The following is a 23,126-nucleotide window of genomic DNA, read 5'->3' as shown; positions in this document are numbered from 1 at the left end:
AGCTGTAGCCCGCGGCCTCCGATCGGGCCGTTATCTCAGCCCTTGCGGCCGACGCCCAGCTCGCCCAGCGTGCGGGCGATATCCTCGGCGCTGGTGGCGGGCTTGATGTCCCGGTCGATCTTGAGGATGCGGCCATCTTCGCCAATGTAAATGGTGACACGCTTTGCCATGTTCATGACCGGCATCAGCACGTCGTAGGCTTTGGCAACCTCACCGTCCGGATCGCTGAGCAGCGGAAAGTCTGCTTTTTGCTCCTCTGCGAATTTCTTGTTGGTCTCAAGCTCGTCGGTACTGGCCATGAAGTAGGCCACGTTATATTCGCGAATCAGGTGTCCGTTCTCTGCCAGCGACTTACATTCGATGGTGCAACCCTTGGTGAAGGCCTTGGGATACCAGGCAATTACGACGGCCTTGTCGCCCCGGTAGTCGGCCAGTTTATGGGTCTTGCCGTCGGAACCCTGCAGGCTGAAGTCGGGTGCCGGGTCGCCAACTTCCAGGGCGGCCAGCGGCAGGCTGGTCAGGGCGGCGAGAAGGAAGCCTAAGAAATGTTTCATGTTTGTCCCCATTGTTGCCAGATATTCGAGAGCGCCACACAGAGGTCAGGCGTCGTTCGGTTTTTACCGGTCTCGATGAGAGGGTCATGGAGCCCAGCCCGATCATGGTTTTTACCATTTCCCGAGCACTCTGTCCTGTATGGCTGATACGCAATATCCGGTGACACCGGATCAGCGCTATTTTGTCGTGCGCGGTCGTCTGTGGCGAAGATCCAATCCTGCCCTGAACGAGGGTGAGCGCGAGCGTCTGGTGCGTGAGTTGATGCGCCACCGCTCGGCGGTGGGGCGCGCAAAGCGCAGTGGCGATGTCGAAGCGGAAAAAGCTGCTCACCGCGGCGTTCACGCAGCCAAGGTGGCGCTGGGGGAGCGTGGCCCGGTATGGTGGGACGACGGTGCCCCGGACTATAACCGCCATCTGGTGATGAACACGCCTTATGGAGATTGGTATGCGGAGCTTTCCGCCCGCGAAAGACGATAGGAAACCTGCTGCCGGGTAGTGGCCAACAGGAGTGCTCAGGGACGATGGTTTCAGTATGAGTGATTCTTCCTCCAAGCTTGGATTCAACGGCGCCTGGTCCATGGCGGTGGGTGGCATGATCGGCGGGGGTATCTTTGCCACGCTCGGAGTGGTCGTCACCATCTCAGGCTCGCTGACCTGGTTGAGCTTCCTGGCGGCAGGCCTGATCGCCCTGGCAACAGGCTACAGCTATGTGAAGCTGGCCTCGCATTACCACAAAGGGGGCGGTGCTTTTACCTTTCTGCGGGAAGTGGGGGCAAAGAACATCGCCGGGACACTGTCCTGGATTTTACTGGTCGGTTATGTCCTCACCAACTCGGTGTATGCCTTCACTTTTGGCCAGTACCTGGGTTACGTACTGGATATGGGTGCCTGGGTCCCCCGTGCCTCTGCATTTGCGATCATGGTACTGTTCATCGGTCTGAACCTGCGGGGTGTGGCGGAGGCCGGTGGCGTTGAAATTTTCCTGGTCTGGGTCAAGCTGATCGTACTTGTGGGGCTCGCCAGCTGGGGGCTCAGCGAATGGCAGCCGGAAATGCTCACCCGCGGAGTGCCCGATGCGAGTCTGGCTGCGGCGCTGTTCGGTGCTGCATCAGTATTCATGGCCTACGAGGGGTTCCAACTACTGGCCTACGACTACGATGATATCCACGAGCCGGATAAAACCTTACCGAGATCGGTTTTGTCGGCGATCGTGGTGGTGATCGTGGTTTATATCCTGGTGGCACTGGGGACCGCCATGCTGATTGGCGCCGATGGCATCGTCGAGCATGAGGAGGTGGCGCTGGCAGTTGCCGGCCGGGAAGTCCTGGGTACCACCGGTGTGGTGATCGTTACCATTGCCGCGGCGTTTTCCACCGGCTCGGCCATCAACTCGACGTTGTTCGCGACCGCTCGCCTGGCCCATACCGTGGCCAGGGCCGAAGAATTGCCCAAGGCACTGACACACCAAAACTCCGGGGGCATACCGGACAGGGCGGTATTGCTGCTTGGCTTTGCAGCGGCGACTTTCGCAGCCATAGGCACGCTCAATACCTTGGTTGAGGCAGCGAGCCTCTCTTTCCTGGTCACCTTCGCTGTTGTCTGCGCGCTGGCATTCCATAAAAAGACAGGCCGGCGATGGATCACCGGTTTTGGCGCCCTGGCTGCCACGGCTTCTGCCATTGCCCTGGTGATTCGCCTTGTTTCCGAAGACCTCGTCGCATTGCTGTTCTTTACCGCACTGGTCATTGCTGCCGCAGTGATCAGGCCACTCTGGCTACGGCGCAGTAAGGGCGAATAGCAGTTTTCTGTTTGCGCTAACGGTTAAAGGCGTTATAAACGGCGCAGGCGGCGGAGGCTCGCGGTCGCATCTGAATTTTCGGAAGGGGAGGGTATACGGATGGAAAAACTGGAGGACTTTATTGACCTGCTGAAGGTGCTCGTCCGTAGCCCCAGTGTGGTGGGCGCGGAGCATTCGTTCTTCCGGGTGCTGCAGCGCGAGCTGGAAGAGCGGGGGGCGCAGGTTGTCTGGTACGAGGGTGTACTGGTGGCCCATGGCAGCCGCCCGAACTCTGCGATGTTTTCTGCCCACATCGATCGCCACGGATTGATCTGTACCGGCCCCAACGAATTCCAGTACGCGGCTTTCGTAGCCGGTCGTCGATCAGACCTGCTGGGCAACTCCGTGTCGGAAAAGCTGATGAAGAAGATCGTCGACCGCTTCCACGGTGTGCCGGTCATGGCCTACGAGCCCTGGTCCGGCTCTTACCGCGGTGCCGGAGAGATCGACAGGGCCTACGTGTGCGAGTACCGCAACAACCTGATTTTTGAAGTGGACGGACTGGAGCACCTGGTGGCGGGCACGCCGGTAGCTTTCACCGACCGCCTGAGTATTGAAGACGGTATCCTCAGCGCCCAGCTGGACAATGTACTGACCGCTGCCCACCTGGTGCACCTGTTTGCGCTTGGCTTTCAGGGCACCGCGTTCTTCACCGCACAGGAGGAAGCGGGCAGCAGCTGGCGCTACCTGCTGGAATGGTTTCGTCGCTTCAATGGGGCCACCGACCGGCTGGTGGTGGTTGATACCAGCCCCTACCCGGATCGGGAGACCGCGGATCGTCAGCAGGTGGTCCTGCGTCGTCGCGATGTCAACGCAGAGTTCCATCCCGCCACAACGCAACAGCTGGAAGAGTTGTGCCGAAGGGAAGGCATCAGCTTCGGCTACAAGGATACCTACATCGAGGAGCAGAACCGCCGGGCGGAGGAAACTGGTGGAGAGCCCCAGTCCCTGGGCAGTACGGAAATGGGACGTATCGCCGCTTCGTCCGTTGGGTTCGTGCAGGGGACTACGGTCCAGATTCCCACCACCGGATACCACACCATGGAGGAGTCTGCGAGTCTCGAGGCCAATGCCGGCTTCAGCCGTCTGCTCACGCATTTCTGTGCGGAGTCCGACGCACTCTGAGTCGCTCTGCTGACCGCCAGCGCGGCCGGACAAAAGGCCGGACGTTATGCCAATCCGACGGGTTGCGGATTTCCATCGGCTGGAAAATGGAACCGTCAGGGCGAGCGCCCACTGGCCGTGATGAGAGGCTGGTTCAGCTGTCGTTCGGTTCTTCCGAGAGAATGTCGCTGGTATTTGGGTCGACCTCGACTTTGACCGGCTTCCCCTCCTTGTAGGCCTCGACTTCCCAGCGTCCGTTTTCGAGGGAGACTTCGATGATCGGTGTATAGCCCTGCTGTTCCAGCTTGGTCAGCACCGTGGACAGGGCCATGGCACCGGGCGGGGGTTTGTCATCGGCTGCGGCCAGTGGAGACAGGGTTGCACCGGCAATGGCCAGCGCCAGGACAAGAGTGCATTTCATGGGTATTCACCTGACTAGGGTGGTGCCGGGGCCAGAGCGGTCTGGTCCCCGGTTGAGCTGGTTGAATACGGTGTTCCTGACTACGGAGTCTGGCTGTCGAGACGCTGCTCCATCATGCTGCACCATTCCGCACTGCCGCCATCAGGGCCGTGGGCGCCATCCCCTCCGGTAAGGCGATCCATGGCGACATACCACTCGTCACTGCCGATTTCGGGCAGGCCGTCGCCATACATTTCGCTGACCTTGGCATCTACGCCGGGCATGGCGACCACTTTCTCATGCACCCACTGGAACCATTGGGGGGAACAGGTTTCCAGCTCGGTGGCGGAACCAATATCAGGCTCCGTCGACTGTTCCTGGCCATAGCCGTCATCGGACATGGCTTCGTCAGCGGCTTCCCCGGGGGCGGTGCGCTCCTCGGCAGGATCAGAGACTTCGACGTCGACGTCCTCCTCCATGATCTCGGTGTTCGTGGGATCCACGGTTTCGGTTTTCTGGCCGCAGCCGACAAGCCACAGGGGTGTCAGCAGGGCGATCAGGCTCAGTTGGCGGTACATGGGGCACCTCTCGTACTGGGTGGGGTGTGGGCCCCGACCCGGGGCCGAGGCGCGACAGTTGCCCTTAAGCATAGGAGGAATTTCGCGACTTTGGGGATGATAGGGTCGCGAGGCGTGGAGGCGCCGCGCAGTTGACTTTGGCAGTGATAGAAATGAGAATCCTTCTCAAATTAATCAGGCAATCAGGGATTTTCGATGCTCTCCAGATCTCTATTCAAAAGTTTCACCCGTATCGCCGTCGCCACCGCTGCACTCGGTGTCGTGATGACCAGCGCGGCTGCCGAGCAGGTGAACATCTACTCCTACCGCCAGCCGTTCCTCATTGAGCCCGTGCTCGACGCATTCACGGAGGAAACCGGTATCGAGACCCGGGTGGTTTATGCCAGCAAGGGGCTGGTGGAAAGGCTGGAGCGCGAGGGCCGCAACAGCCCCGCGGACCTGGTGCTGACTTCCAATACCAGCAACCTGATGCAGCTGGTGGATCAGGGGCTGACCCAGTCGGTCGACAGCAAAGTGCTGCAGGAAAATATCCCCGCCCAGTTCCGCGCTGAAGACGGGCAGTGGTTCGGCCTCACCACCCGCGCACGCTTGATCTATGCCTCCAAGGACCGGGTCAAGCCCGGCGAGATCAAGACCTACGAAGAGCTGGCGGATCCGAAGTGGAAGGGGCGCATCTGCACCCGTAGCGGCAAGCACCCGTACAGCCTGTCGCTGATCGCGTCCATGATTGCCCACCACGGCGAGGAGAAGACCAGGGAGTGGCTGGAAGGCGTCAAGGCCAACCTGGCGCGCAAGCCACAGGGCAATGACCGCGCGCAGGTGAAGGCCATCAGTGAGGGCGTCTGCGACCTGTCCCTCGGCAACAGCTACTACTTTGGCAACATGATCACCAATGAGGAAGAGCCCGAGCAGATCGAGTGGGCCAAGTCCGTGAACCTGGTATTCCCGAACCAGGAAGACCGCGGCACCCATATGTTCATCTCCGGAGCCGCGGTGACCAAGCATGCTCCCAACCGTGACAATGCGGTCAAGCTGCTGGAGTTCCTGAGCGGCGAGCAGGCCCAGTACCTGTATGCTGAGAAGAACTTTGAATTCCCGGTGCGCCCGGGTGTCGAGCGCTCCGAGCTGATCCAGGAATACATGGGGGATTTCAAGGAGGACGACCTGAGCCTCACTGAAATCGCCTCTTACGTGCCGGCGGCATCGAAGCTGGTGGACGAGGTGGCTTTCGATTTCTGATCGATTTGATCAGGCTGAACAGATTACTGCGCGTGGGCATTGAGCCCGTCCGCAGTGGTTGCGGTACGATGGCGCGGCACCCCGAAAGGTGCCGCGCCTTCCGTGTTTTATGAGCAAGCAGGAATCTGCCATGGGGTGGTCGGCGTCCGGTCGTCGCTGGTTCTGGTTGGTGCTGGCCGTCGCCCTGCTGGTGGCGCTGCCGGTATTGTCCGTATTTGCACTGGCATTTTTCCCCGAGGAGAACATCTGGCCACACCTGTGGAACACAGTGCTGTTTCACTATATCGGCGCGACCCTGACGCTCTCCTTTGGTGTGGCCCTGTGCACCCTGCTCATCGGTGTCGCCGCGGCCTGGCTGGTGAGCATGTGCCGCTTCCCCGGGCGCCGCTTCTTCGAGTGGGCCCTGCTGCTGCCGTTCGCCGTCCCCGCCTATGTGATCGCCTATGTGTATACGGATCTGCTGGAATACGCGGGACCGGTGCAGCAATTCCTGCGTGAAGCTTTTGGCTGGCAGACCTCGCGGGATTACTGGTTCCCGGAGATCCGCAGTATGGGCGGGGCCATTGCCATGCTGTCGCTGGTGCTTTACCCCTACGTCTACATGCTCGCCCGCGCGGCGTTTCTGGAACAGTGTGGCAGTATCCGCGCTGCCAGTCGTTCATTGGGCTGTAGCCCGTGGCAGAGCTTCCTGCGCGTCTCGTTGCCGATGGCACGGCCGGCCATCGCCGTCGGGCTGTCACTGGTACTGATGGAAACCCTGAACGATTTCGGTACGGTGGATTTCTTTGCGGTGCGCACGCTGAGCGTGGGTATCTACGATACCTGGCTCAGCAGGGGCAATCTCGGTGGCGCCGCGCAGATCGCCTGCAGCACACTGGTGTTCGTGGTGCTGCTGGTGACCCTCGAGCGCATAGCCCGGCGCCGGCAGCGCCACTTCGTGCAATCCCCGGGTTCGAGCCGGGATTATTACGTTCTTGGCGGTGGGCGGGCACTGGCGGCGACGCTGTTCTGCAGCCTTGTCCTGCTGTGTGGGTTCGGGGTGCCAGTGCTGGTGCTGCTGCAGTATGCACTGGGTAACTTCACCAGCTATTGGACCGACGACTTCCTCACGATTGCGCGCAACAGCTTTCTGCTGTCCGCGGTGGCGGCGCTGGCGACGGCCTTGCTCGGATTACTGCTCGCCTATGGCAAGCGCCTGGCGTCGGGCAGCACGGTGCGGGCACTGGTGGGCTTTTCCAAGCTGGGCTATGCCATGCCGGGCGCAGTCATGGCCATTGGCGTGATCATTCCACTGGCGGCGTTCGACAATACCCTGGATGCGTTCGCCCGTCGCTATCTGGATACCTCCACCGGCCTGCTGCTGTCCGGCAGTGTATTTGCGATCCTGTTTGCCTATACCGCACGTTTTCTCGCGGTCTCTACCGGGGCGATCGAGTCGAGCCTGGACAAGGTGACGCCATCGATGGATCGCGCCTCGCGTTCACTGGGACGGAACAGCTGGCAGACACTGTGGGCGGTACACCTGCCACTCGTGCGCGCCGGCATCCTCAGCGGCACCATCGTGGTGTTCGTCGACTGCATGAAGGAATTGCCGGCAACACTACTTTTGCGGCCTTTCGGTTTCGACACGCTGGCCACTTATGTGTATCAGTTCGCTTCCGATGAAATGCTGGAACGTTCAGCACTGGGGGCGCTGATGATCGTGCTGGTAGGACTGTTGCCGGTCATCCTGTTGAGCCGCGCTATGCGTGGGCGGCGGGATGAGAGGCGGCAGCAACCCGCGGAAGTCGCGGAGTTGCCGACTACCGGCGCCATGAGCTGAAGCCTCGTCTCAGCCGGGGAAAACCAGTGGCGCTTGCAGCCGCAGGGGGATCTCATTGCCGGGCTCGAAACGGTATTCTGCGCTGAGTGTCGCCTCGATGGTGCGCCCGTTGGGCAGGCGGAATGTGTAGAGCGCGCTGTTGCCGAGAAAACTCCTGGAGATCACCTGTACCGTAACGGCATTGTCGTGCTCACCGGGTAACAGGTCCTCGCTGCGGGCGAATATCTCCACTGCGCTGCCGATTCCGCCCTCGTCCCCTGCAAAGCCTTCACTGACCGCGACCCGGCCCAGCGCGGTTTCCACCAGGCCCGCACCGATCCATTTACCGCGCAGCAGGTTGCCTTCGGCAACGATGCGGGCGACTGCAGTGTTGGCGGGGTGGCGGTACAGGTTCTGGGGGGTGTCCCATTGCTGCAGGAGCCCATTGGCCAGGATACCGAGCTTGTCGCCGGCTGCGAACGCTTCGCTGCGGTCGTGGGTCACGATCAGTGCGGCGATCCCCTCTTCGCGCAGGATGTGCCGTACTTCGGTGGCCAGGCTGCGGCGCAACTCGGTATCGAGGTTGGAGAAGGGTTCGTCCATCAACAGCAGTCGTGGCCTAGGCGCCAGGGCGCGGGCCAGGGCGACCCGTTGTTGCTGGCCGCCGGAAAGCTGATGTGGATACTGCTCGGCATGCTGGGTCAGCCTCACCAGCGCCATCAATTCAGCGACCCTGGCGCTGCGCTCCTGCTGGGGCAGGCCGCGCAGCCCGAAGCCGATATTCTGCTCCACGCTCAGGTGGGGGAAGAGCGCGTAATCCTGGAACACTACACCGATCTGGCGTTTTTCCGGCGGCACCATGCGGCCATTGTCGGTCAGCGTGTCGCTGCTGAGGGCGATGGTGCCGCGAGCCAGGGGCTGGAACCCGGCGATGGCGTGCAGGAGAGTCGTCTTGCCGCAACCACTGGGCCCGAGCAGGCAGGCGATCTCGCCGGACTGCAGGACAAAGGAAACCGATTCGAGGATCAGCTTTTCGCCGTAGCGGCATTCGGCATCGGTGACTTGGAGAAGCGGCTGCACGATGGGCCCTGATGATTGCTGGGTTGGGGATTATCGCCGCTGGGGGCGAGCGGGCAAAGTCTCAAGGCTGTGAAAAGCCCGACCCTGGATCCGGGGCCGGGCCTGTTTTCACAGCTTGCCGAGCACGTCCACCACGGCGCCGGTCAGCTGGCGCAGGTCTGCCTCATCCATGACATAGGGCGGCATGGCATAGACCAGCCTGCCGAACGGGCGCAGCCAGACGCCGCGATCGATCAGAGCTTCCTGTACCTGCATCATGTTGACTGGCTGCTTCATTTCCACCACGCCGATGGCGCCAAGGGCGCGCACGTCAGCCACGCCGTCTGCGTCATTGAGCGGGGATAGCTCGTCGCGCAGCTGCTTCTCGATCCGGGCCACGCGGTCCTGCCAGGGCCCGGACAGCAGCAGTTCGATGCTGGCATTGGAGACAGCGCAGGCCAGCGGATTACCCATAAAGGTGGGGCCGTGCATGAACACACCCGCCTCGCCGCGGCAGATGCCACCGGCTACCCGGTCGGTGCACAGGGTCGCGGCCATGGTCATGGTGCCACCGGTCAGGGCCTTGCCGAGGGTGAGGATGTCGGGGCTGATACCGGCGTGCTCGCAGGCAAACAGTTTGCCGCTGCGACCGAAGCCGGTGGCGATCTCGTCGGCGATCAGCAGCAGGTCGTATTCGTCGCAGAGTTCGCGCACGCGTTTCAGGTATTGCGGGGAATAGAAGCGCATACCGCCGGCACCCTGCACGATGGGTTCCAGGATCACCGCGGCCAGCTGCTCCCGGTTTTGTTCCATCAACTGGCGCAGTTCGGCCATGTCCTCGTCGGTGCAGGGTTCATCGAATTTCGGCTTTGGCGCAGGCGCGAACAGGTGCTGGGTCAGGTGACTGGCAAACAGATTGTGCATGCCGGTGACCGGGTCGCAGGTGGCCATGGCGCCGAAGGTGTCGCCGTGATAGCCGTTGCGCAGGGCCAGCAGGCGGTTTTTCTCCGGGTGCCCCTGGGATTGCCAGTACTGCAATGCCATTTTGATGGAGACTTCCACCGACACCGACCCGGAGTCCGCCAGAAATACCCGCTGCAATGGCGCGGGGGTGATTTCCACCAGTTTCTTGCTGAGTTCAATGGCCGGCTCGTGAGTGAGGCCGCCGAACATCACGTGGGACATCTTTTCCATCTGTTCCTGTGCAGCGCGGTTCAGCTCCGGTACGTTGTAGCCATGCAGGGCGCACCACCAGGAAGACATGCCGTCGATCAGGCCGCGGCCGTCCTCGAGAAACAGGCGCACACCCTCGGCCCGGGCGACCGGGTAGACCGGCGGCGGATCGATGAGGGAAGAGTAGGGGTGCCAGATATGCTGGCGGTCAAAATCCAGGTCCATAGGTCGGGAATACAGTCAGAACTTATTGTCGTCACCCCGGCACGGGCCGGGGTCCAGAGGTTTTTCTATCTCTGGATTCCGGCCTTCGCCGGAACGACGATTGGAATATTGCTCAGGCCAGTTCGCGCAGCACCTTGAGCGGCGGCTGGCTTACCGAGCTGCGGCAGGCCAAAGTGCCGGCGGTGCCCACCAGCAGTGCGCCTGCAACCGGCCCCGCGATCCACAACAGCGGGTGCAGAGTGAAGGGCAACTCGAATACCCGCTGCGACAGCACTGCCAGTGTGGTCTCGGCACCGGCGGCAGCCAGCAGGCCGGCGGCGACACCCAGCAGACCGAATTCAATGACCAGGCTCTGCAGCAGCAACCGTCGGCGGCCGCCCAGTGTGCGGATAATTGCCGCCTCCTGCAAACGCTCGGCGATACTCGCGCGCACCCCGGCGATCAGTACCAGCACGCCGGCCACCAGCATCAGCGCCATCACCGATTCGATGGCCACGGAGACCTGGCTGATGGTGTCGCGGATACGCTCGATGATCTTGTCCAGCTCGATCACTGTCACACTGGGGAAAGCCCGCACCAGGTCGTTCACGAACAGCTTCTCCTCCGGCGGGAGGTGAAAGCTGGTGATGTAGGTCGCTGGGAAATTCTCCAGGCTGCCGGGGGCGAACAGCATGTAGAAGTTGGGGCGCATGCTGTTCCAGTCCAGCGTGCGCAGGCTGGTGATGGTGGATTCCACTTCCAGCCCGCCGATGGAAAACTTGAGCTGATCGCCCAGTTTCAGGTTGAGCCGCTCTGCCAGCTCCGCTTCCACCGATACGCCGTTGCCCGTATCGACGCCATCCCACCAGTCACCGGCGACAATGCGATTGTCCGGGGCGAGATTTTCCGTCCAGCTCAGGTTCAGCTCCCGGCGAAGGGCCCCGGCCTGCTCCTTGCGTTCCTTTGCGGGTACGTCATTGATGGCAATCAGGCGGCCGCGCACCATCGGGTAGAGCTCGGTGGCGGTCACCCCGTTGTCGTCCAGCAGTGCCTGGACGTTGTCCTTTTCATAGGGGGCGATGTTGATCAGGAAGTGGTTGGGAGCATCGTCCGGCAACTGCATGCGCCACTCGTCGATCAGCGCGGTGCGGGCAAATACCATGGCCAGCATGGCAAGCAGACCGGTGCCGAAGGCGGCGATCAGCAGGGTGTTGAACGCCGCCCGGCGCTGCAGGCTGCCCAGGGCAATACGCCAGGCGCCCCCAAGTGTCGCCAGGCGGCCGCGCACCAGCAGCCGGTTGACCAGCGCACTGCCGCCCACCAGCAGGGCCATGCCGGCAAACAGGGCCAGGGTGATGGGCAGGCTGCCGGACAACCACCAGATCAACAGCAGCATGGAGGTCGGGCCGAGCACCAGACCCAGCCACTCGCGCCGGTCCGGGTTGCTCCAGTCCCGGCGCAGGGTCTGCATGGGGTCGGTGCGGGCGAGGCGGAACAGCGGCGGCAGGGCAAAACCTAGTGCGCAGGCAAGGCCTGTCACCAGGCCTACCAGCAGCGGATTCCAGCCGCTCGGCGGCGGATCCACCGGGAAGAAGTCTGCCATCAGGGCCACGGCCTGGGCCTGGATCAGGCTGCCCAGCAACAGGCCGGCGGCGGTAGCAATCAATGCCAGCGCGGCCAGTTGGCCAAGATAGATGCCCAGCACCTTACCGCGACCGGCGCCAAGGCTCTTCATCACCGCCACGTAACTGGTGTGGCGCAGGCTATAGCGCCGTGCGGCGAGACCCACGGCGACACTGGCGAGCAATACGGCGAGACTACCGGCAAGGAACAGGAAACGCTCTGCCCGGTCCAGGGCGGAGGCCACCCGCGGCTGTCCTTCGCGCAGGTCGATCACCCGCTGGTGCTCGGTCAGCCGGGGCTCCAGCCATTTGAAGTAATCGTTGAGGGCGGCGTCGTCGCCGGCAAACAGGTAGCGGTAACTGACGCGGCTGCCGGGCTGGACCACATTGGTGGCTTCCAGATCGTCCCGGTGCATCATCACCCGTGCGCCCATGGAGAAAAGGTTGTCGCTGCGATCCGGCTCGTGGTCGAGGAGGCCGGTGACGGTGAAGTCGGACTCGCCGATCTGCAGGCTGTCGCCAATGGAGAGTCCCAGCAACGGCAGCAGGCGGGGTTCCATCCACACTTCACCGGGGGGCGGGCCCTGTTGCACGACCCGGGCTTCAGCTTCTTCAGAGGGCCGCATTTCCAGGTGGCCCACCAGCGGGTAGCCGTCGCTGACCGCCTTGATGGAGGCGAACTGGAACTGGTCGCCGGCGGACAGCATGGAGGCAAACTGGACGGTCTCGGCCTGTTCCAGGCCGCGGTCGCCCGCTTCCGCCATCCATCCCTGTTCCACCGGGCGGCTGCTGCTCACCACCCGTTCGGCGGCGAGGAAGGTCTGGGACTGGATATACATGGCGCGGGTCAGGCGATCGCTGAAATGGGCGATGGCGGTCACGCAGGTCACCGCCAGCACCAGGGCGGTGGCGATCAGGGCCAGCTCGCCGCCGCGCCAGTCGCGAACGAGCAGCTTCAGGGGCAAGAGGGGGTTGGCGGACTGCATCAGGCGGACACCTCCGACAGGCTGCCGTCACCTCGGCCGGCGGCCACGGCCACTTCGCCGGCGGCCATGCGCAGATGCGCCTGGCAGCGCTGCGCAAGCCGCTGCTCGTGTGTGACCAGTACCAGGGTGGTGCCGGATTCCGCATTCAGCTGGAACAGCAGGTCGATGATCTTCTCGCCATTGCCGGCGTCGAGACTGCCGGTGGGCTCGTCGGCAAACAGAATGCCGTCAGTGCTGCCGGTGCTGTCAGCGCCACCACTGATGCTGCAGAAGGCGCGGGCGATGGCGACCCGCTGTTGCTCGCCACCGGAGAGCTGGCGCGGGTAGTGGTGCAGGCGGTGCTCGAGGCCGACGCGCTTTAGGAACTCTTCGGCGCGCCCGGCGGCGTTGCGTTCGCCACGCAATTCGCTGGGCAGCATCACGTTCTCAAGGGCAGTCAGGCCCGGCAGCAGCTGGAAGGTCTGGAACACAAAGCCGACACAACGGGCGCGCACCGCGGCCCGCTGCTCCTCGTCCATGGAGGTGATTTCCTCCCCGGCCAGCCAGATACGGCCCTCGGTGGGTTTGTCGAGTCCGGCCAGCAGGCCCAGCAGGGTGGATTTGCCGGAGCCGGAGGCGCCGGTGATGGCGAGGCTCTCGCCGCGGGCCAGTTGCAGGGAGATATCATTCAGTAGGGTGAGGGGACCCTCGTTGGTGGTCACCCGGTGGATCAGGTTCTCGGCCCGGAGCATGGCGGTCATCGAAACTCTTCCTTATTGTCGGCAATTGCGCAAAGCTGTGCGTATAAGCGGTTATACGCATAAAGCAGTGGAGAGTATGACATGACGACAGAATTTTTCCGGCGCCTAGGTCTTCATTTTGGCCTGTGTTTGCTGCTGCTCACCCCGCCGGCTGATGCCCGCGCGGGGACGCTGCTGGTGCTGGGAGACAGCATCAGTGCGGCTTACGGGCTCGATCAGGCCGAGGGCTGGGTGGAATTGCTGCAGTCGCGGCTGCAGGAGAACGGTGAGCCGGTAAAGGTGGTGAATGCCAGTGTCAGTGGCGAGACTACCTCCGGAGGCCTGGCGCGACTGCCGCGGCTGCTGCAGGAACATGAACCCCGCTGGATGATCCTGGAACTGGGGGGCAATGACGGCCTGCGCGGTTACCCGCCACAGGCGCTGCAGCGCAACCTGCAGCAGATGATCCGCCTGGCACGGAACGAGGATGTGGAAGTGCTGTTGCTGGGCATGCGCATGCCGCCGAACTACGGTCGTGCCTATACGGAGGCCTTTGCCGGCGTCTACCCGAAGGTGGCAAAGGCAGAGGAGGTGCCGCTGGTGCCTTTCTTCCTCGAGCCCATTGCCCTGGTGGAAGGCGCCATGCAGACCGACGGTATCCACCCCACTGCGGAAGCGCAGCCCGCGTTGCTGGAACATGTCTGGCCCTGTGTGCAGCAGTTGCTGGAGGAGGGCGTGAATACTGAGTCGTGTACTCCGTGATCGAAATGCGTACAATCGCCGCCTGTTGATAGGGGCAGGCGTTGACCTGCCAGTCGAGTCCGGTGGCGGTCCTGCCTCCGGTGGCGATTGGCGGGACACGCTGTGGATGCGTCCTCGCACGCTCTACGCGGCCATCCCCGGCCGCGTAAGGTCCCGCAAATCGCCACCGACACCAGTACCTTCGCATCGAAGGATTGGTGTGCGGGTTCGGCTCAGAGAGTTAGAGAAGCACCATGTCCGAACTGGAAAATCGCCGCGAGCGGCTGGAATTCAACAAGCTGCAGAAGCGCCTGCGCCGCAATGTGGGCCGCGCCATCGCCGACTTCAATATGATCGAAGAGGGCGACAAGATCATGGTGTGCCTGTCCGGCGGCAAGGACAGTTACGCAATGCTGGATATCCTGCTGAACCTGCAGAAGACGGCGCCGGTCAGTTTCGAGCTGGTAGCGGTGAATATGGACCAGAAGCAGCCGGGCTTCCCCGAGCACGTGCTGCCGGAATACCTGCAGTCACTGGGGGTGCCCTACCACATCGTGGAGAAGGACACCTACTCGGTGGTGAAGGAAGTGGTGCCTGAGGGCAAGACCACCTGTGGTCTCTGTTCGCGCCTGCGCCGCGGCACCCTGTACGGGTTCGCCGAAGAGATTGGGGCCACCAAGGTGGCGCTCGGCCACCACAAGGACGACATCGTCGAGACCCTGTTCCTGAACATGTTTTACGGGGGCCGCCTGAAGGCGATGCCGCCGAAGCTGCGCGCCGATGACGGCCGCAACATCGTGATCCGCCCGCTGGCCTACTGCCGCGAGTCGGACCTGATGAAGTTTGCCGAACACAAAGACTTCCCAATCATTCCCTGCAACCTGTGCGGCAGCCAGGAAAACCTGCAGCGCCAGGCCATCAAGAAGATGTTGCAGGAGTGGGATCGGCAGTTCCCCGGGCGTAGCGAGAATATCTTTGCGGCACTCACGAGAGTCTCCCCGTCACAGCTGGCGGACGGGGATCTGTATGACTTCGTGAACCTGGAGCTGGATCGCGCTAAGCCAGCGGCTGCTGTGCGTGACGATCAGGCAATCGAGCGCCGGGTGAACTCCTGGGTGCCGGATGGGGACGAGCGGGAGGAGGCTCCCCTGTATATCGAGGCGCTGAATCTGTAGGGTCGGCGCCGCTCACCAGCTGGGCATAACTTTGCTCGAAGTCCCGCTGTGAAGCGGCGGGCCCGTGATGGAAGTGCTGGTGCCAGAGCCTGGCCATGGCCGGCACATCATCCTCTACGACCTTGTCCGCATCTGCGGCCCGGTAGATGAGCCAGGCGATGGCAGTCGCGTAGCGGAGATTCGTGGTCAACTCGCTGTGCGGGTGATCCAGGAAGTCCCTCTGGCTCGCCAGCCCACGCACCTTGGAGGCGAGTGCCGGATGCCCGATCAGGTACTCGTCCCAGATCTCGCGATGGGTGTGCGGTTGAATCTGATAGATGCCAAGTCCGTGGCGCCGGCCCTGCTTGAGATGGAAGCCGAGCTGCGATTCCTGCGCGGCTGTGCCCAGCAGCAGGTTTTCCATTCCCGCAGACCAGGCTCTCAAGTGCTTGAGGGTCGGACGAATGACCAGCAGTCGTAACTCGTCCAGACAGATGCCCATAGTGTTGTCTTGTTCTCCATGTTTCTTCCCAATATGTAGTTTGTGGATTGAGCCGGCGCCAGCTAATGGGTAGATTTACGCGCAATAAACACAAAAATTGACTCCAGTGCCTATTCTCATGGCCATCTGTGCAAGGACTCGCTAACCGGGTTCGGGGCAGGGCCGGGCGCCTTCAACCTGAAAGGAAGTTCCCATGTCTGGACAGTGGCTCGTCGCACTTACGTTTGTCGCTTACCTGGCGTTGATCCTGCTGATCGGCATTTACGCCTATCTGCGCACCAAGAATGCCAGTGACTACTTCCTCGGTGGCCGCTCACTGCCGCCGGCAGTGGCGGCACTGAGTGCCGGCGCCTCGGACATGAGCGGCTGGCTGCTGCTGGGGTTGCCCGGCGCGGCCTACGCCAGTGGCCTGTCGTCGGGCTGGATCGCCATCGGCCTGTTCAGCGGCATCGTGTTGAGCTGGACGGTGATGGCGCGGCGCCTGCGCATCTACACCTACGAACTGGACGACGCCCTGACGGTGCCTGCCTACCTGCACCGGCGCTTCAATATGGGCCATCCGTACCTGCGCACCCTCTGTGCGTTTTTCATCCTGTTGTTCTTTCTCTTCTACGTGGCCTCGGGCCTGATCGCCGGCGGCAAGCTGTTCGAAACCGTGTTTGGCTGGGACTACCGCTGGGCGGTGGTGATCGGCGCGGCGGCGGTGATTTCCTACACCCTGTTCGGCGGTTTCCTGGCGGTGTCCTGGACGGACGTATTTCAGGGCCTGCTGATGAGCCTGGCGCTGGTGATCGTGCCCGCGATTGTGATCATGGACCAGGGCGGTCTGTCCGCCAGCTGGGGCAAGCTGCAACAGCAGGTGCCGGAATTGATGCACTGGATGCGCGACAGCAATGGCCAGACGCTAGGAATCGTGGCCATTCTGAGCTCTCTGGCCTGGGGGTTGGGATACTTCGGCCAGCCCCATATCCTGGCCCGCTTCCAGGCGGTCCGCAGTGCCGATGACGTGCCGGTAGCCGCCTCAGTGGCTGCCATCTGGTCGCTGGCCGGTTTCCTCGGCGCCATGGCGGTGGGCCTGTTCGGACATCTGGAGCTGACCCAGGTGCTGGCAGATGGCGAGCGGGTGTTTATGGCGCTGGTGGATGCCCTGTTCCACCCGGTGGTGGCCGGCGTGCTGCTGGCGGCGATCCTGTCAGCCATCATGAGCACGGCGGATTCCCAACTGCTGGTCTCCTCGGCAGCACTGGCGGAAGACATCTATCACGTGTGGTTCGGGCGCACGACCAGCCCCGAAGCGATGGTGAAAGTGGGCCGTTGGGCGGTGATCGCGCTGTCCCTGGTGGCGGTCTGGGTGGCCCTGGAGCCGGATTCGAAGGTGCTGGACGTGGTGGCCTATGCGTGGGCGGGGCTGGGTGCGGCGTTTGGCCCCGCGACGCTCATCAGCCTGTTCTGGTCGCGCATGACCGGCGCCGGCGCCATCGCCGGGGTGCTGGTGGGCGGCCTGACCGTGGTGATCTGGAAACAGCTGTCCGGGGGGATCTTCGACGTCTATGAATTGTTACCGGGCTTTGTTTTCTCCGCAGCTGCTATCGTGATAGTGAGCGCAGTGACGAAATGTCCTGCCGAGGTGGCAAAGCGGCACCGTGAAATCGTGGGCTGAGCCGCCTCCCCGGGGCTGTGCGGGATGCATCGCCACTGACCGGGCCGGCTGGTTGCCGGCCGGCGGTTTCCCTGATGGCGCACCGTGTCCGTCGGGGGAGAAATGGATTTCCATCCGCATGCATTAACCCAACGCGGTTGGAGATACTGAGTGATAGAAGTTCATCTCGGTGATATCACTCGATTACACGTCGATGTAATCGTCAATGCGGCCAACCGTCACCTGTCTGGTGGCGGTGGTGTCGATGGGGCCATTCACCGCGCGGCGGGGCCCGAGCTTTCACAAGCCTGTCGTGCCCTGGGCGGTTGCCCGGTCGGCGAAGTCAGGGCCACGCCGGCATTTTCCCTTCCCACCAAGCGCATCTACCACACCGTGGGCCCGGTATGGCGCGGCGGCAATCTCGGTGAACCCGAGCTGCTGTCCAGCTGTTACCGGCACTGCCTGTCTCTGGCGCGGCGTGAGGGTATGCGCTCCATCGCTTTCCCCGCGATCAGTTGCGGTGTCTATGACTACCCGCCGGAGCTCGCGGTGGAGATCGCGGTGGACCAGGTACAGGATCACCTGGACCGGGACAGCCCGCCGTTCGAAATCATTTTCTGTTGTTTCGACGAAGCAATGGCGGACCTGTATCGCCTGCAGCTGGAGGCCGTGGTGCGTCGCTGATGCGCGGTTGATTCTTGCCCTCCCGTCCAACATTATTGGCGCGTTAGTCGCACAATAATAAACGCGAGGATGAGTATATGCGCAGCGCGGAGCAGTGGTTTGCCGAATACGGCGAGAGCCACCAGAACACGACCAACAAGGCGATTCACTGGATTGCGGTACCGGTGATCTATGCCACGGTCATCGGTCTGGTCTGGTCCATTCCCCAGCCGGCATTCATGGCCGCCATTCCGTGGCTGAACTGGGCGGTGGTAGCACTGGTGCCGGCGCTGATGTTTTACGCCGTCATGTCCTTCCCGCTGGCCCTGGGCATGGTTGCCCTGAGCGTGATCTGCCTGTGGGGCTGGTCTGTTGTCGACCGGCTTGGTTACAGCGTCTGGCTGGTGTCGCTGGTGCTGTTCGTGGTGATGTGGATTTTCCAGTTCATCGGCCACCACGTGGAGGGCAAGAAGCCGTCCTTCTTCAAGGACGTGCAGTTCCTGCTGATCGGCCCGGCCTGGGTGATCGGTTTTCTTTATCGCAAGCTGGGTATTCGCTACTGATCGCGGTGGTTTCCGCCGGACGCCAGAGTGTTGATCAACCCCGCCAATGCTTCTAAATCGCTCGGTGGCGACAGAGCGCCAGGACCGACATTTCGAAAACGCACAAATACATCCCTGTACCCGACGGTTTCGAAATGTCGGCCCTACCTCCCTGTCTTTAGTTCAGGCCGCGAGACTGCGTCAGCGGCCTGAAGGTCGCCTGCGGGCCCAGCTCCCACCTCACCGGTTGTAGTGCACCGGTACCTCCAGGGTTTCCTTCACCTGCTCCATCACCACATAGCTGGTGCACTCCTGCACCTCGGGCAGGGTGAGCAGGGTTTCTCCGTAGAAGCGGCGGTAAGCGCTCATGTCCGCCACCCGCGCCTTGATCAGGTAGTCAAAGTTGCCTGATACCAGATAACACTCCTGCACCTCCGGCAGTGCCGCCACCGCATTGCGGAACTCCTCGAAGGCATCCTGGGCGGAGCGGTTGAGACGGATCTGGACGAAGACCACCAGGGCGGCGTCGAGGAATTCCGGGTTGATCAGGGCGGTGTAGCCCTGGATGACGCCGTCGCCCTCCAGGCGCCGGACCCGCTCCACGCAGGGCGTGGCGGTGAGCCCTACCTGGCGCGCCAGCTCGGCATAGCTGGTGCGGCCGTTCTTCTGCAGCACGCGCAGGATATTGCGGTCGATGGTACTGAGTTCATTGGCGCGTTTGCGCATGGCGGGCTCCAAAATGGTCGATTCGGACAAAAAAGCATCTTTCGGACGCCTTAACCAGTGGAATCCACTGGTTAAGGCGAAAATCTAGCATAAATTCACTTGCAGGTCGGCCCTATACTAGCCGAAATCACAGAGGCAGGACGAAAAACCGGCCAGTGAAGCACGGGCGTCCTTCATTTTTGAGGAGTAGAGAGAAATGTTGATTGGTGTACCAAAAGAGATCAAAAACCACGAGTACCGCATCGGCCTGACCCCGGCCAGCGTGCGCGAGCTGATCAGCCATGGCCACGAGGTAATCGTGCAGAAAGACGGTGGTTCCGCCATCGGCTTCACCGACGAAATGTACGTCGATGCGGGTGCCCGCATCATCGATACGCCGGAAGAGATCTTCGCCAGTGCTGACATGATCGTCAAGGTGAAGGAGCCGCAGCCCCATGAGTGCGAGATGCTGCGCCCGGGCCAGATTCTTTACACCTACCTGCACCTGGCGCCCGATCCCAAGCAGACCGAGCTGCTGGTGAAGTCCGGTGCAACCTGTATCGCTTACGAAACCGTAACCGACCGCTTCGGTGCACTGCCGCTGCTGGCGCCGATGTCTGAAGTCGCTGGCCGTATGTCCGTTCAGTGCGGCGCCCACCACCTGGAGAAAGCCCAGGGTGGCCTCGGCGTGCTGCTGGGCGGTGTGCCCGGTGTTGCTCCGGCCAAGGTGCTGATTATCGGTGGTGGTGTTGTGGGTACCAACGCGGCCAAGATGGCCCTGGGTATGGGTGCCGACGTGACCATCCTGGACCGTTCCCTGCCGCGCCTGCGCCAGCTGGACGACATCTTCGGTGGCGCTGTGCGCACCGAGTACTCCACCAACGACGCGATCGAGTCCCACGCTCTGGAAGCAGACCTGGTGATCGGTGCGGTCCTGATTCCGGGTGCCGCTGCACCGAAGCTGCTGACCCGCGACATCATCAGCCGCATGAAGAAAGGTGCCGTAGTCGTGGACGTGGCCATCGACCAGGGCGGTTGTTTCGAAACCTCCAAGGCCACTACCCACCAGGAGCCGACTTACGTTGTCGACGGCGTGGTGCACTACTGTGTTGCCAACATGCCGGGCGGCGTTGCCCGTACCTCCACCATGGCCCTGAACAACGCCACCCTGCCGTTTGCAGTCGCGCTGGCCAACAAAGGCGCCAAGCAGGCGCTGCTGGACGACGCCAACCTGCTGGAAGGCCTGAACGTTCACGCCGGTATGGTGACCTATCAGGCAGTGGCCGATGTACTGGGCTACGAGTTTGTCGATCCGAAACTGGCCCTGCAGAAATCTGCAGTGCAACAGGGTGAAGTGGCCTGATCGGCCGCTTTACCACGTTTGATGGAGTAACGTGCTTATTCTTGTTTGAGCAGATTTTCTCCCCGGGGGCGCGATTGCGCGTCCCGCTCTGTGAGACCCGGTGGCGGGAGCCACCATTTTTGAGCCGCGTGTTTACGCGGCTTTTTTATTTTGCGGGTTTTGAGCTTGGGGCGGGGAAGAAGTCGACAGCCTGTCCGCTCAGGCCGGCCGGGGAGCCCTGGCCATTCTCGACATCAGCAGATAGGCGATCCCGATCATCAGCGGTATGGAGCCCATGGCCAGCATGCCTTTGAAGGCATTGCCAGTCGGGTCGGGGGCAAAGAATCCCATCATTGCCATGCCCAGGGCGACCGCGATCCAGATGATACCGATGCGGGTGTCGCGTTTCGGCTGTGCCGCGCCGTTGCCGAGTTGCTCGATTAGCCCTGGTGCCAGTTCATGGCCTCTTTCCAGTGCCATACGGATGGTCTGCTGCACTTCCAGGTTCTTTCTCTGGCGAAAGTAGAGAACCATCCAGGCCAGCAGGCCTACCAATGCAAAGAATGCGAACGGGATCAGCAGGGCGAGGGTGCCTTCAGTCATGTTGTCGTGCTCCTGATTGATGTCGATGCCGAAAACCGGCGTTGTTTCATCAATAGATGCGCGACAGGGTGTGTTTGGATGCAGTGAGGCTCAACGGCCGGGGAACAGGCGCCCCAGGAGCACCGGCAGCGCCGTCTCGACCCGCAGGATACGTGGCCCCAGGTGCACGCCCTCGAAACCCAGTTCCTGCAGTTTCTCGACCTCATAGGGAATAAACCCGCCCTCCGGCCCCACGGCTAGGGTCACGGGTCCTTCGATATCCACCGGGCAGGGTTGGTTGGTCACAGGGTGCGCCACCAGGCGGCGAGTGCCCGCCGCGATCTCACCGAGTTCGTCCTCAACAAACGGTTTGAAACGCTTGCGCAGCTCAATGTCCGGCATCTGTGTATCCACGGCCTGTTCGAGGCCGAGCAGGCACAGCTCCCGCAGTTTCCCGGGTTCCAGCCACGGCGACTGCCAGTAGGACTTTTCCACCCTGTAGGCGTTGACCAGATAGATTTTCTTGGCGCCGAGGGTGGTGACATGCTGGACGATGCGCTTGAGCATTTTGGGGCGGGGCAACGCCAAAATGACCGTCAGCGGCAGCGCCGGCGGTGCCGGTGCCTGCAGAGTCACCTCGAGTTCCAGCTGCCTGTCATCAATGGTTAAAACCTGGCCGCGACCGATGGCGCCATTGAGCAGCCCGACTTTTAGTGAGTCACCTGGTGCAGCGCGGTGTATCTGGCGAATGTGTTCGAGACGGCGGCCGCTGAGCGTGACCCGGGTCGCGTCGGTGAAATCGTCCGGGAACAGGATGATCAGGTTCAAGGTTCTGTGCTCAGCGTGAAGCGCTGGCTTCTGCGCCCTTACCGAGCCCCTCATAGGCGCGGACCCGGATGATCCGTCCCTTCTCCTGGTCGGCAATGGTGTCGGCAATATACTGCGCCAGCTGCTCCACGGTGGTATCACAGGTTACCAGCTCGCAGCGGCTGGCCGGCAGGCTTAGGGTGAACTCCCCCTGCCGGGCCCGGTAGGCGAAGGCGAAGCGGTCGCTGTCCTGGCCACTGACCAGGTCTTCGCTGGTGCCCAGGTAGATGTCCTGCCAGCGCTTCGCCCAGCGTTCCTCCCACTCGGGATTCCGCGTGCCGTCGACGAATATCTGTATCCGCGAACGGTGGCCATGGGCGATGCGCTGGCAGTTGCCGTCGTGCTTTTTCAGGCCGTGGCTGTAGTGGTAGAAGGCATCGTCAATGGGCTCACAGCGGAAGCGCAGCTGCAGCCGGGCGACGCTGGTGGGGAAGGCATCACGCAGGCGGGATACGCACCAGGCGGCGACGCTTTCCTCGTGAATAACCTCGGCGTCCACCAGCGCGAAAGCCTGCTCCGGACCGCCGACGGTTATCTCTGTGCCGTCTTCAAGCTTCCAGGTCAGCGACAGGGCGTCGCCGCTGCGCCGCAGGACCAGGTGTGGTGACTGCACGGGCACTAGCAGCCGGTGGTCGAGCTCGTCGTCGAGCCAGCTGCGCAGGGTTTTCTTGACGATGCCGAAGTCACACACCATGCCCTGTTCGTCCAGTGCACCGTCGAGGGCTGCACTGGCGAGCCAGGTTTCGCCCACCAGGCCGCGGGAGTGGTCCAGGTAGCTGAAATCTACGTTGGTGAGGTTGTCGACGAACAGGTGCATGAACTGCCTTAGGGTTTGGAGTCAGGGTCAGGTGAAAATGGCGGCCATAGTATAACCGTTAACAGGGGTAGAACTCGCGCCTGTGAGTCTCTATAATCGCGCCCTCTTCGATGCTGATCGCCTGTCGATATCGGTCGAAGTCTTAAGGCAATCTTAAGCAGTGTAGTGGCGGCCCTTCCGGTCCCCTCGCAATGAACAGCTGTGAACCCCGCCAGGCCCGGAAGGGAGCAACGGTAGCAGTGACGTCATGTGCCGAGGGTGTGCTGGTTGGGCTGCCTCCATTTCCGCCCTGCGA

23 protein-coding genes and 1 other RNA gene are annotated in these 23,126 nt (G+C 62.3%); 12 read left to right on the top strand and 12 right to left on the bottom strand.

Annotation, left to right across the window (positions count from 1 at the left end; genetic code table 11):
* Positions 1-35: 35 nt before the first annotated feature.
* Positions 36-554 carry a peroxiredoxin gene (locus LVD12_RS04810; protein WP_237066071.1) on the bottom strand — a complete coding sequence of 173 codons (519 nt, stop codon included), beginning with the start codon at positions 552-554 and terminating at the stop codon, positions 36-38.
* Positions 555-693: 139 nt separating this feature from the next.
* On the opposite strand from LVD12_RS04810, the gene LVD12_RS04805 reads away from it, so the two are divergent.
* The 3 genes from LVD12_RS04805 to LVD12_RS04795 all read left to right on the top strand — a co-directional run bounded on the left by LVD12_RS04805 (position 694) and on the right by LVD12_RS04795 (position 3,517).
* Positions 694-1,032 carry a hypothetical protein gene (locus LVD12_RS04805; protein WP_237066070.1) on the top strand — a complete coding sequence of 113 codons (339 nt, stop codon included), beginning with the start codon at positions 694-696 and terminating at the stop codon, positions 1,030-1,032.
* Positions 1,033-1,087: 55 nt separating this feature from the next.
* Complete coding sequence (locus tag LVD12_RS04800) at positions 1,088-2,353, top strand: APC family permease (protein WP_237066069.1); 1,266 nt, start codon at positions 1,088-1,090, stop codon at positions 2,351-2,353.
* A gap of 99 nt (positions 2,354-2,452) precedes the next feature.
* Positions 2,453-3,517, top strand: a complete 1,065-nt coding sequence (locus LVD12_RS04795) for a peptidase M42 (RefSeq protein ID WP_237066068.1) — start codon at positions 2,453-2,455, stop codon at positions 3,515-3,517.
* A gap of 133 nt (positions 3,518-3,650) precedes the next feature.
* Here LVD12_RS04795 and LVD12_RS04790 read toward each other — a convergent pair whose 3' ends face one another.
* Entirely contained in the window at positions 3,651-3,917 is a 267-nt protein-coding gene (locus LVD12_RS04790) for a PepSY domain-containing protein (protein ID WP_237066067.1), read from the bottom strand.
* A gap of 80 nt (positions 3,918-3,997) precedes the next feature.
* A complete protein-coding gene (locus LVD12_RS04785; RefSeq protein WP_237066066.1) occupies positions 3,998-4,474 on the bottom strand; it encodes a hypothetical protein in 477 nt (158 codons plus the stop codon).
* A gap of 195 nt (positions 4,475-4,669) precedes the next feature.
* On the opposite strand from LVD12_RS04785, the gene LVD12_RS04780 reads away from it, so the two are divergent.
* Both LVD12_RS04780 and LVD12_RS04775 read left to right on the top strand, forming a co-directional pair.
* Positions 4,670-5,713 (top strand): Fe(3+) ABC transporter substrate-binding protein, encoded by a 1,044-nt coding sequence (locus LVD12_RS04780; RefSeq protein ID WP_237066064.1) that lies wholly within the window; start codon positions 4,670-4,672, stop codon positions 5,711-5,713.
* A 130-nt stretch (positions 5,714-5,843) separates the two neighbouring features.
* Entirely contained in the window at positions 5,844-7,535 is a 1,692-nt protein-coding gene (locus tag LVD12_RS04775) for an ABC transporter permease (protein WP_237066062.1), read from the top strand.
* Between the two features lie 9 nt (positions 7,536-7,544).
* Here LVD12_RS04775 and LVD12_RS04770 read toward each other — a convergent pair whose 3' ends face one another.
* The 4 genes from LVD12_RS04770 to LVD12_RS04755 all read right to left on the bottom strand — a co-directional run bounded on the left by LVD12_RS04770 (position 7,545) and on the right by LVD12_RS04755 (position 13,298).
* Positions 7,545-8,594 (bottom strand): ABC transporter ATP-binding protein, encoded by a 1,050-nt coding sequence (locus tag LVD12_RS04770; RefSeq protein ID WP_237066061.1) that lies wholly within the window; start codon positions 8,592-8,594, stop codon positions 7,545-7,547.
* A gap of 108 nt (positions 8,595-8,702) precedes the next feature.
* The gene (bioA, locus tag LVD12_RS04765; RefSeq protein WP_237066060.1) at positions 8,703-9,971 is read right to left on the bottom strand and encodes an adenosylmethionine--8-amino-7-oxononanoate transaminase; all 1,269 of its coding nucleotides are present in this window, start codon (positions 9,969-9,971) and stop codon (positions 8,703-8,705) included.
* Positions 9,972-10,083: 112 nt separating this feature from the next.
* Positions 10,084-12,558: an ABC transporter permease gene (locus tag LVD12_RS04760; RefSeq protein WP_237066059.1), complete on the bottom strand. Its 2,475-nt coding sequence runs from the start codon at positions 12,556-12,558 to the stop codon at positions 10,084-10,086.
* Positions 12,558-13,298 carry an ABC transporter ATP-binding protein gene (locus LVD12_RS04755; RefSeq protein WP_237066058.1) on the bottom strand — a complete coding sequence of 247 codons (741 nt, stop codon included), beginning with the start codon at positions 13,296-13,298 and terminating at the stop codon, positions 12,558-12,560. Before LVD12_RS04755 ends, LVD12_RS04760 begins: the two co-directional genes overlap by 1 nt.
* Before the next feature lie 81 nt (positions 13,299-13,379).
* Between LVD12_RS04755 and LVD12_RS04750 the strand changes: the two genes are divergently transcribed.
* Positions 13,380-14,039, top strand: a complete 660-nt coding sequence (locus LVD12_RS04750; protein ID WP_237066057.1) for an arylesterase — start codon at positions 13,380-13,382, stop codon at positions 14,037-14,039.
* Between the two features lie 233 nt (positions 14,040-14,272).
* Positions 14,273-15,193 carry a tRNA 2-thiocytidine(32) synthetase TtcA gene (ttcA, locus tag LVD12_RS04745; RefSeq protein WP_237066056.1) on the top strand — a complete coding sequence of 307 codons (921 nt, stop codon included), beginning with the start codon at positions 14,273-14,275 and terminating at the stop codon, positions 15,191-15,193.
* Here ttcA and LVD12_RS04740 read toward each other — a convergent pair.
* Positions 15,075-15,674 carry a hypothetical protein gene (locus LVD12_RS04740; protein WP_237066055.1) on the bottom strand — a complete coding sequence of 200 codons (600 nt, stop codon included), beginning with the start codon at positions 15,672-15,674 and terminating at the stop codon, positions 15,075-15,077. The two genes, ttcA and LVD12_RS04740, sit on opposite strands and share 119 nt — an antisense overlap.
* 193 nt (positions 15,675-15,867) lie before the next feature.
* On the opposite strand from LVD12_RS04740, the gene putP reads away from it, so the two are divergent.
* From putP to LVD12_RS04725, 3 genes are all read left to right on the top strand, one after another.
* Positions 15,868-17,334 carry a sodium/proline symporter PutP gene (gene putP, locus LVD12_RS04735; protein WP_237066054.1) on the top strand — a complete coding sequence of 489 codons (1,467 nt, stop codon included), beginning with the start codon at positions 15,868-15,870 and terminating at the stop codon, positions 17,332-17,334.
* A gap of 150 nt (positions 17,335-17,484) precedes the next feature.
* Positions 17,485-17,997 carry an O-acetyl-ADP-ribose deacetylase gene (locus tag LVD12_RS04730; protein WP_237066053.1) on the top strand — a complete coding sequence of 171 codons (513 nt, stop codon included), beginning with the start codon at positions 17,485-17,487 and terminating at the stop codon, positions 17,995-17,997.
* Positions 17,998-18,074: 77 nt separating this feature from the next.
* Complete coding sequence (locus tag LVD12_RS04725) at positions 18,075-18,539, top strand: Mpo1 family 2-hydroxy fatty acid dioxygenase (RefSeq protein WP_237066052.1); 465 nt, start codon at positions 18,075-18,077, stop codon at positions 18,537-18,539.
* 219 nt (positions 18,540-18,758) lie between these two features.
* Here LVD12_RS04725 and LVD12_RS04720 read toward each other — a convergent pair whose 3' ends face one another.
* Positions 18,759-19,244: an Lrp/AsnC ligand binding domain-containing protein gene (locus LVD12_RS04720; protein WP_237066051.1), complete on the bottom strand. Its 486-nt coding sequence runs from the start codon at positions 19,242-19,244 to the stop codon at positions 18,759-18,761.
* A 196-nt stretch (positions 19,245-19,440) separates the two neighbouring features.
* On the opposite strand from LVD12_RS04720, the gene ald reads away from it, so the two are divergent.
* The gene (gene ald / locus LVD12_RS04715) at positions 19,441-20,586 is read left to right on the top strand and encodes an alanine dehydrogenase (RefSeq protein ID WP_237066050.1); all 1,146 of its coding nucleotides are present in this window, start codon (positions 19,441-19,443) and stop codon (positions 20,584-20,586) included.
* Positions 20,587-20,784: 198 nt separating this feature from the next.
* On the opposite strand, the gene LVD12_RS04710 is transcribed toward ald, so the two are convergent.
* The 3 genes from LVD12_RS04710 to LVD12_RS04700 form a co-directional block, all read right to left on the bottom strand.
* Positions 20,785-21,168 carry a DUF6249 domain-containing protein gene (locus LVD12_RS04710; RefSeq protein WP_237066049.1) on the bottom strand — a complete coding sequence of 128 codons (384 nt, stop codon included), beginning with the start codon at positions 21,166-21,168 and terminating at the stop codon, positions 20,785-20,787.
* Between the two features lie 90 nt (positions 21,169-21,258).
* Positions 21,259-21,975: a 16S rRNA (uracil(1498)-N(3))-methyltransferase gene (locus LVD12_RS04705; RefSeq protein ID WP_237066047.1), complete on the bottom strand. Its 717-nt coding sequence runs from the start codon at positions 21,973-21,975 to the stop codon at positions 21,259-21,261.
* A 10-nt stretch (positions 21,976-21,985) separates the two neighbouring features.
* Complete coding sequence (locus LVD12_RS04700) at positions 21,986-22,831, bottom strand: 6-carboxytetrahydropterin synthase (protein ID WP_237066046.1); 846 nt, start codon at positions 22,829-22,831, stop codon at positions 21,986-21,988.
* Between the two features lie 175 nt (positions 22,832-23,006).
* Here LVD12_RS04700 and ffs point away from each other — a divergent pair.
* Positions 23,007-23,103: signal recognition particle sRNA small type (gene ffs / locus LVD12_RS04695), an RNA gene on the top strand.
* Positions 23,104-23,126: the final 23 nt, after the last annotated feature.

This window comes from Microbulbifer guangxiensis, from assembly GCF_021729075.1.
GTDB lineage: Bacteria > Pseudomonadota > Gammaproteobacteria > Pseudomonadales > Cellvibrionaceae > Microbulbifer > Microbulbifer guangxiensis.
This window is presented reverse-complemented; position numbering and strand designations above follow the sequence as displayed.

Bases quoted from the DNA above. Each gene is read 5' to 3' on its own strand.
- LVD12_RS04795 (WP_237066068.1), top strand. From the start codon at position 2,453: ATGGAAAAACTGGAGGACTTTATTGACCTGCTGAAGGTGCTCGTCCGT.
- LVD12_RS04790 (WP_237066067.1), bottom strand. From the start codon at position 3,917: ATGAAATGCACTCTTGTCCTGGCGCTGGCCATTGCCGGTGCAACCCTG.
- LVD12_RS04760 (WP_237066059.1), bottom strand. From the start codon at position 12,558: ATGCAGTCCGCCAACCCCCTCTTGCCCCTGAAGCTGCTCGTTCGCGAC.
- LVD12_RS04800 (WP_237066069.1), top strand. From the start codon at position 1,088: ATGAGTGATTCTTCCTCCAAGCTTGGATTCAACGGCGCCTGGTCCATG.
- LVD12_RS04780 (WP_237066064.1), top strand. From the start codon at position 4,670: ATGCTCTCCAGATCTCTATTCAAAAGTTTCACCCGTATCGCCGTCGCC.
- ald (WP_237066050.1), top strand. From the start codon at position 19,441: ATGTTGATTGGTGTACCAAAAGAGATCAAAAACCACGAGTACCGCATC.
- LVD12_RS04700 (WP_237066046.1), bottom strand. From the start codon at position 22,831: ATGCACCTGTTCGTCGACAACCTCACCAACGTAGATTTCAGCTACCTG.
- putP (WP_237066054.1), top strand. From the start codon at position 15,868: ATGTCTGGACAGTGGCTCGTCGCACTTACGTTTGTCGCTTACCTGGCG.
- LVD12_RS04805 (WP_237066070.1), top strand. From the start codon at position 694: ATGGCTGATACGCAATATCCGGTGACACCGGATCAGCGCTATTTTGTC.
- LVD12_RS04785 (WP_237066066.1), bottom strand. From the start codon at position 4,474: ATGTACCGCCAACTGAGCCTGATCGCCCTGCTGACACCCCTGTGGCTT.
- LVD12_RS04740 (WP_237066055.1), bottom strand. From the start codon at position 15,674: ATGGGCATCTGTCTGGACGAGTTACGACTGCTGGTCATTCGTCCGACC.
- LVD12_RS04775 (WP_237066062.1), top strand. From the start codon at position 5,844: ATGGGGTGGTCGGCGTCCGGTCGTCGCTGGTTCTGGTTGGTGCTGGCC.
- LVD12_RS04720 (WP_237066051.1), bottom strand. From the start codon at position 19,244: ATGCGCAAACGCGCCAATGAACTCAGTACCATCGACCGCAATATCCTG.
- ttcA (WP_237066056.1), top strand. From the start codon at position 14,273: ATGTCCGAACTGGAAAATCGCCGCGAGCGGCTGGAATTCAACAAGCTG.
- LVD12_RS04810 (WP_237066071.1), bottom strand. From the start codon at position 554: ATGAAACATTTCTTAGGCTTCCTTCTCGCCGCCCTGACCAGCCTGCCG.
- LVD12_RS04755 (WP_237066058.1), bottom strand. From the start codon at position 13,298: ATGACCGCCATGCTCCGGGCCGAGAACCTGATCCACCGGGTGACCACC.
- bioA (WP_237066060.1), bottom strand. From the start codon at position 9,971: ATGGACCTGGATTTTGACCGCCAGCATATCTGGCACCCCTACTCTTCC.
- LVD12_RS04710 (WP_237066049.1), bottom strand. From the start codon at position 21,168: ATGACTGAAGGCACCCTCGCCCTGCTGATCCCGTTCGCATTCTTTGCA.
- LVD12_RS04725 (WP_237066052.1), top strand. From the start codon at position 18,075: ATGCGCAGCGCGGAGCAGTGGTTTGCCGAATACGGCGAGAGCCACCAG.
- LVD12_RS04750 (WP_237066057.1), top strand. From the start codon at position 13,380: ATGACGACAGAATTTTTCCGGCGCCTAGGTCTTCATTTTGGCCTGTGT.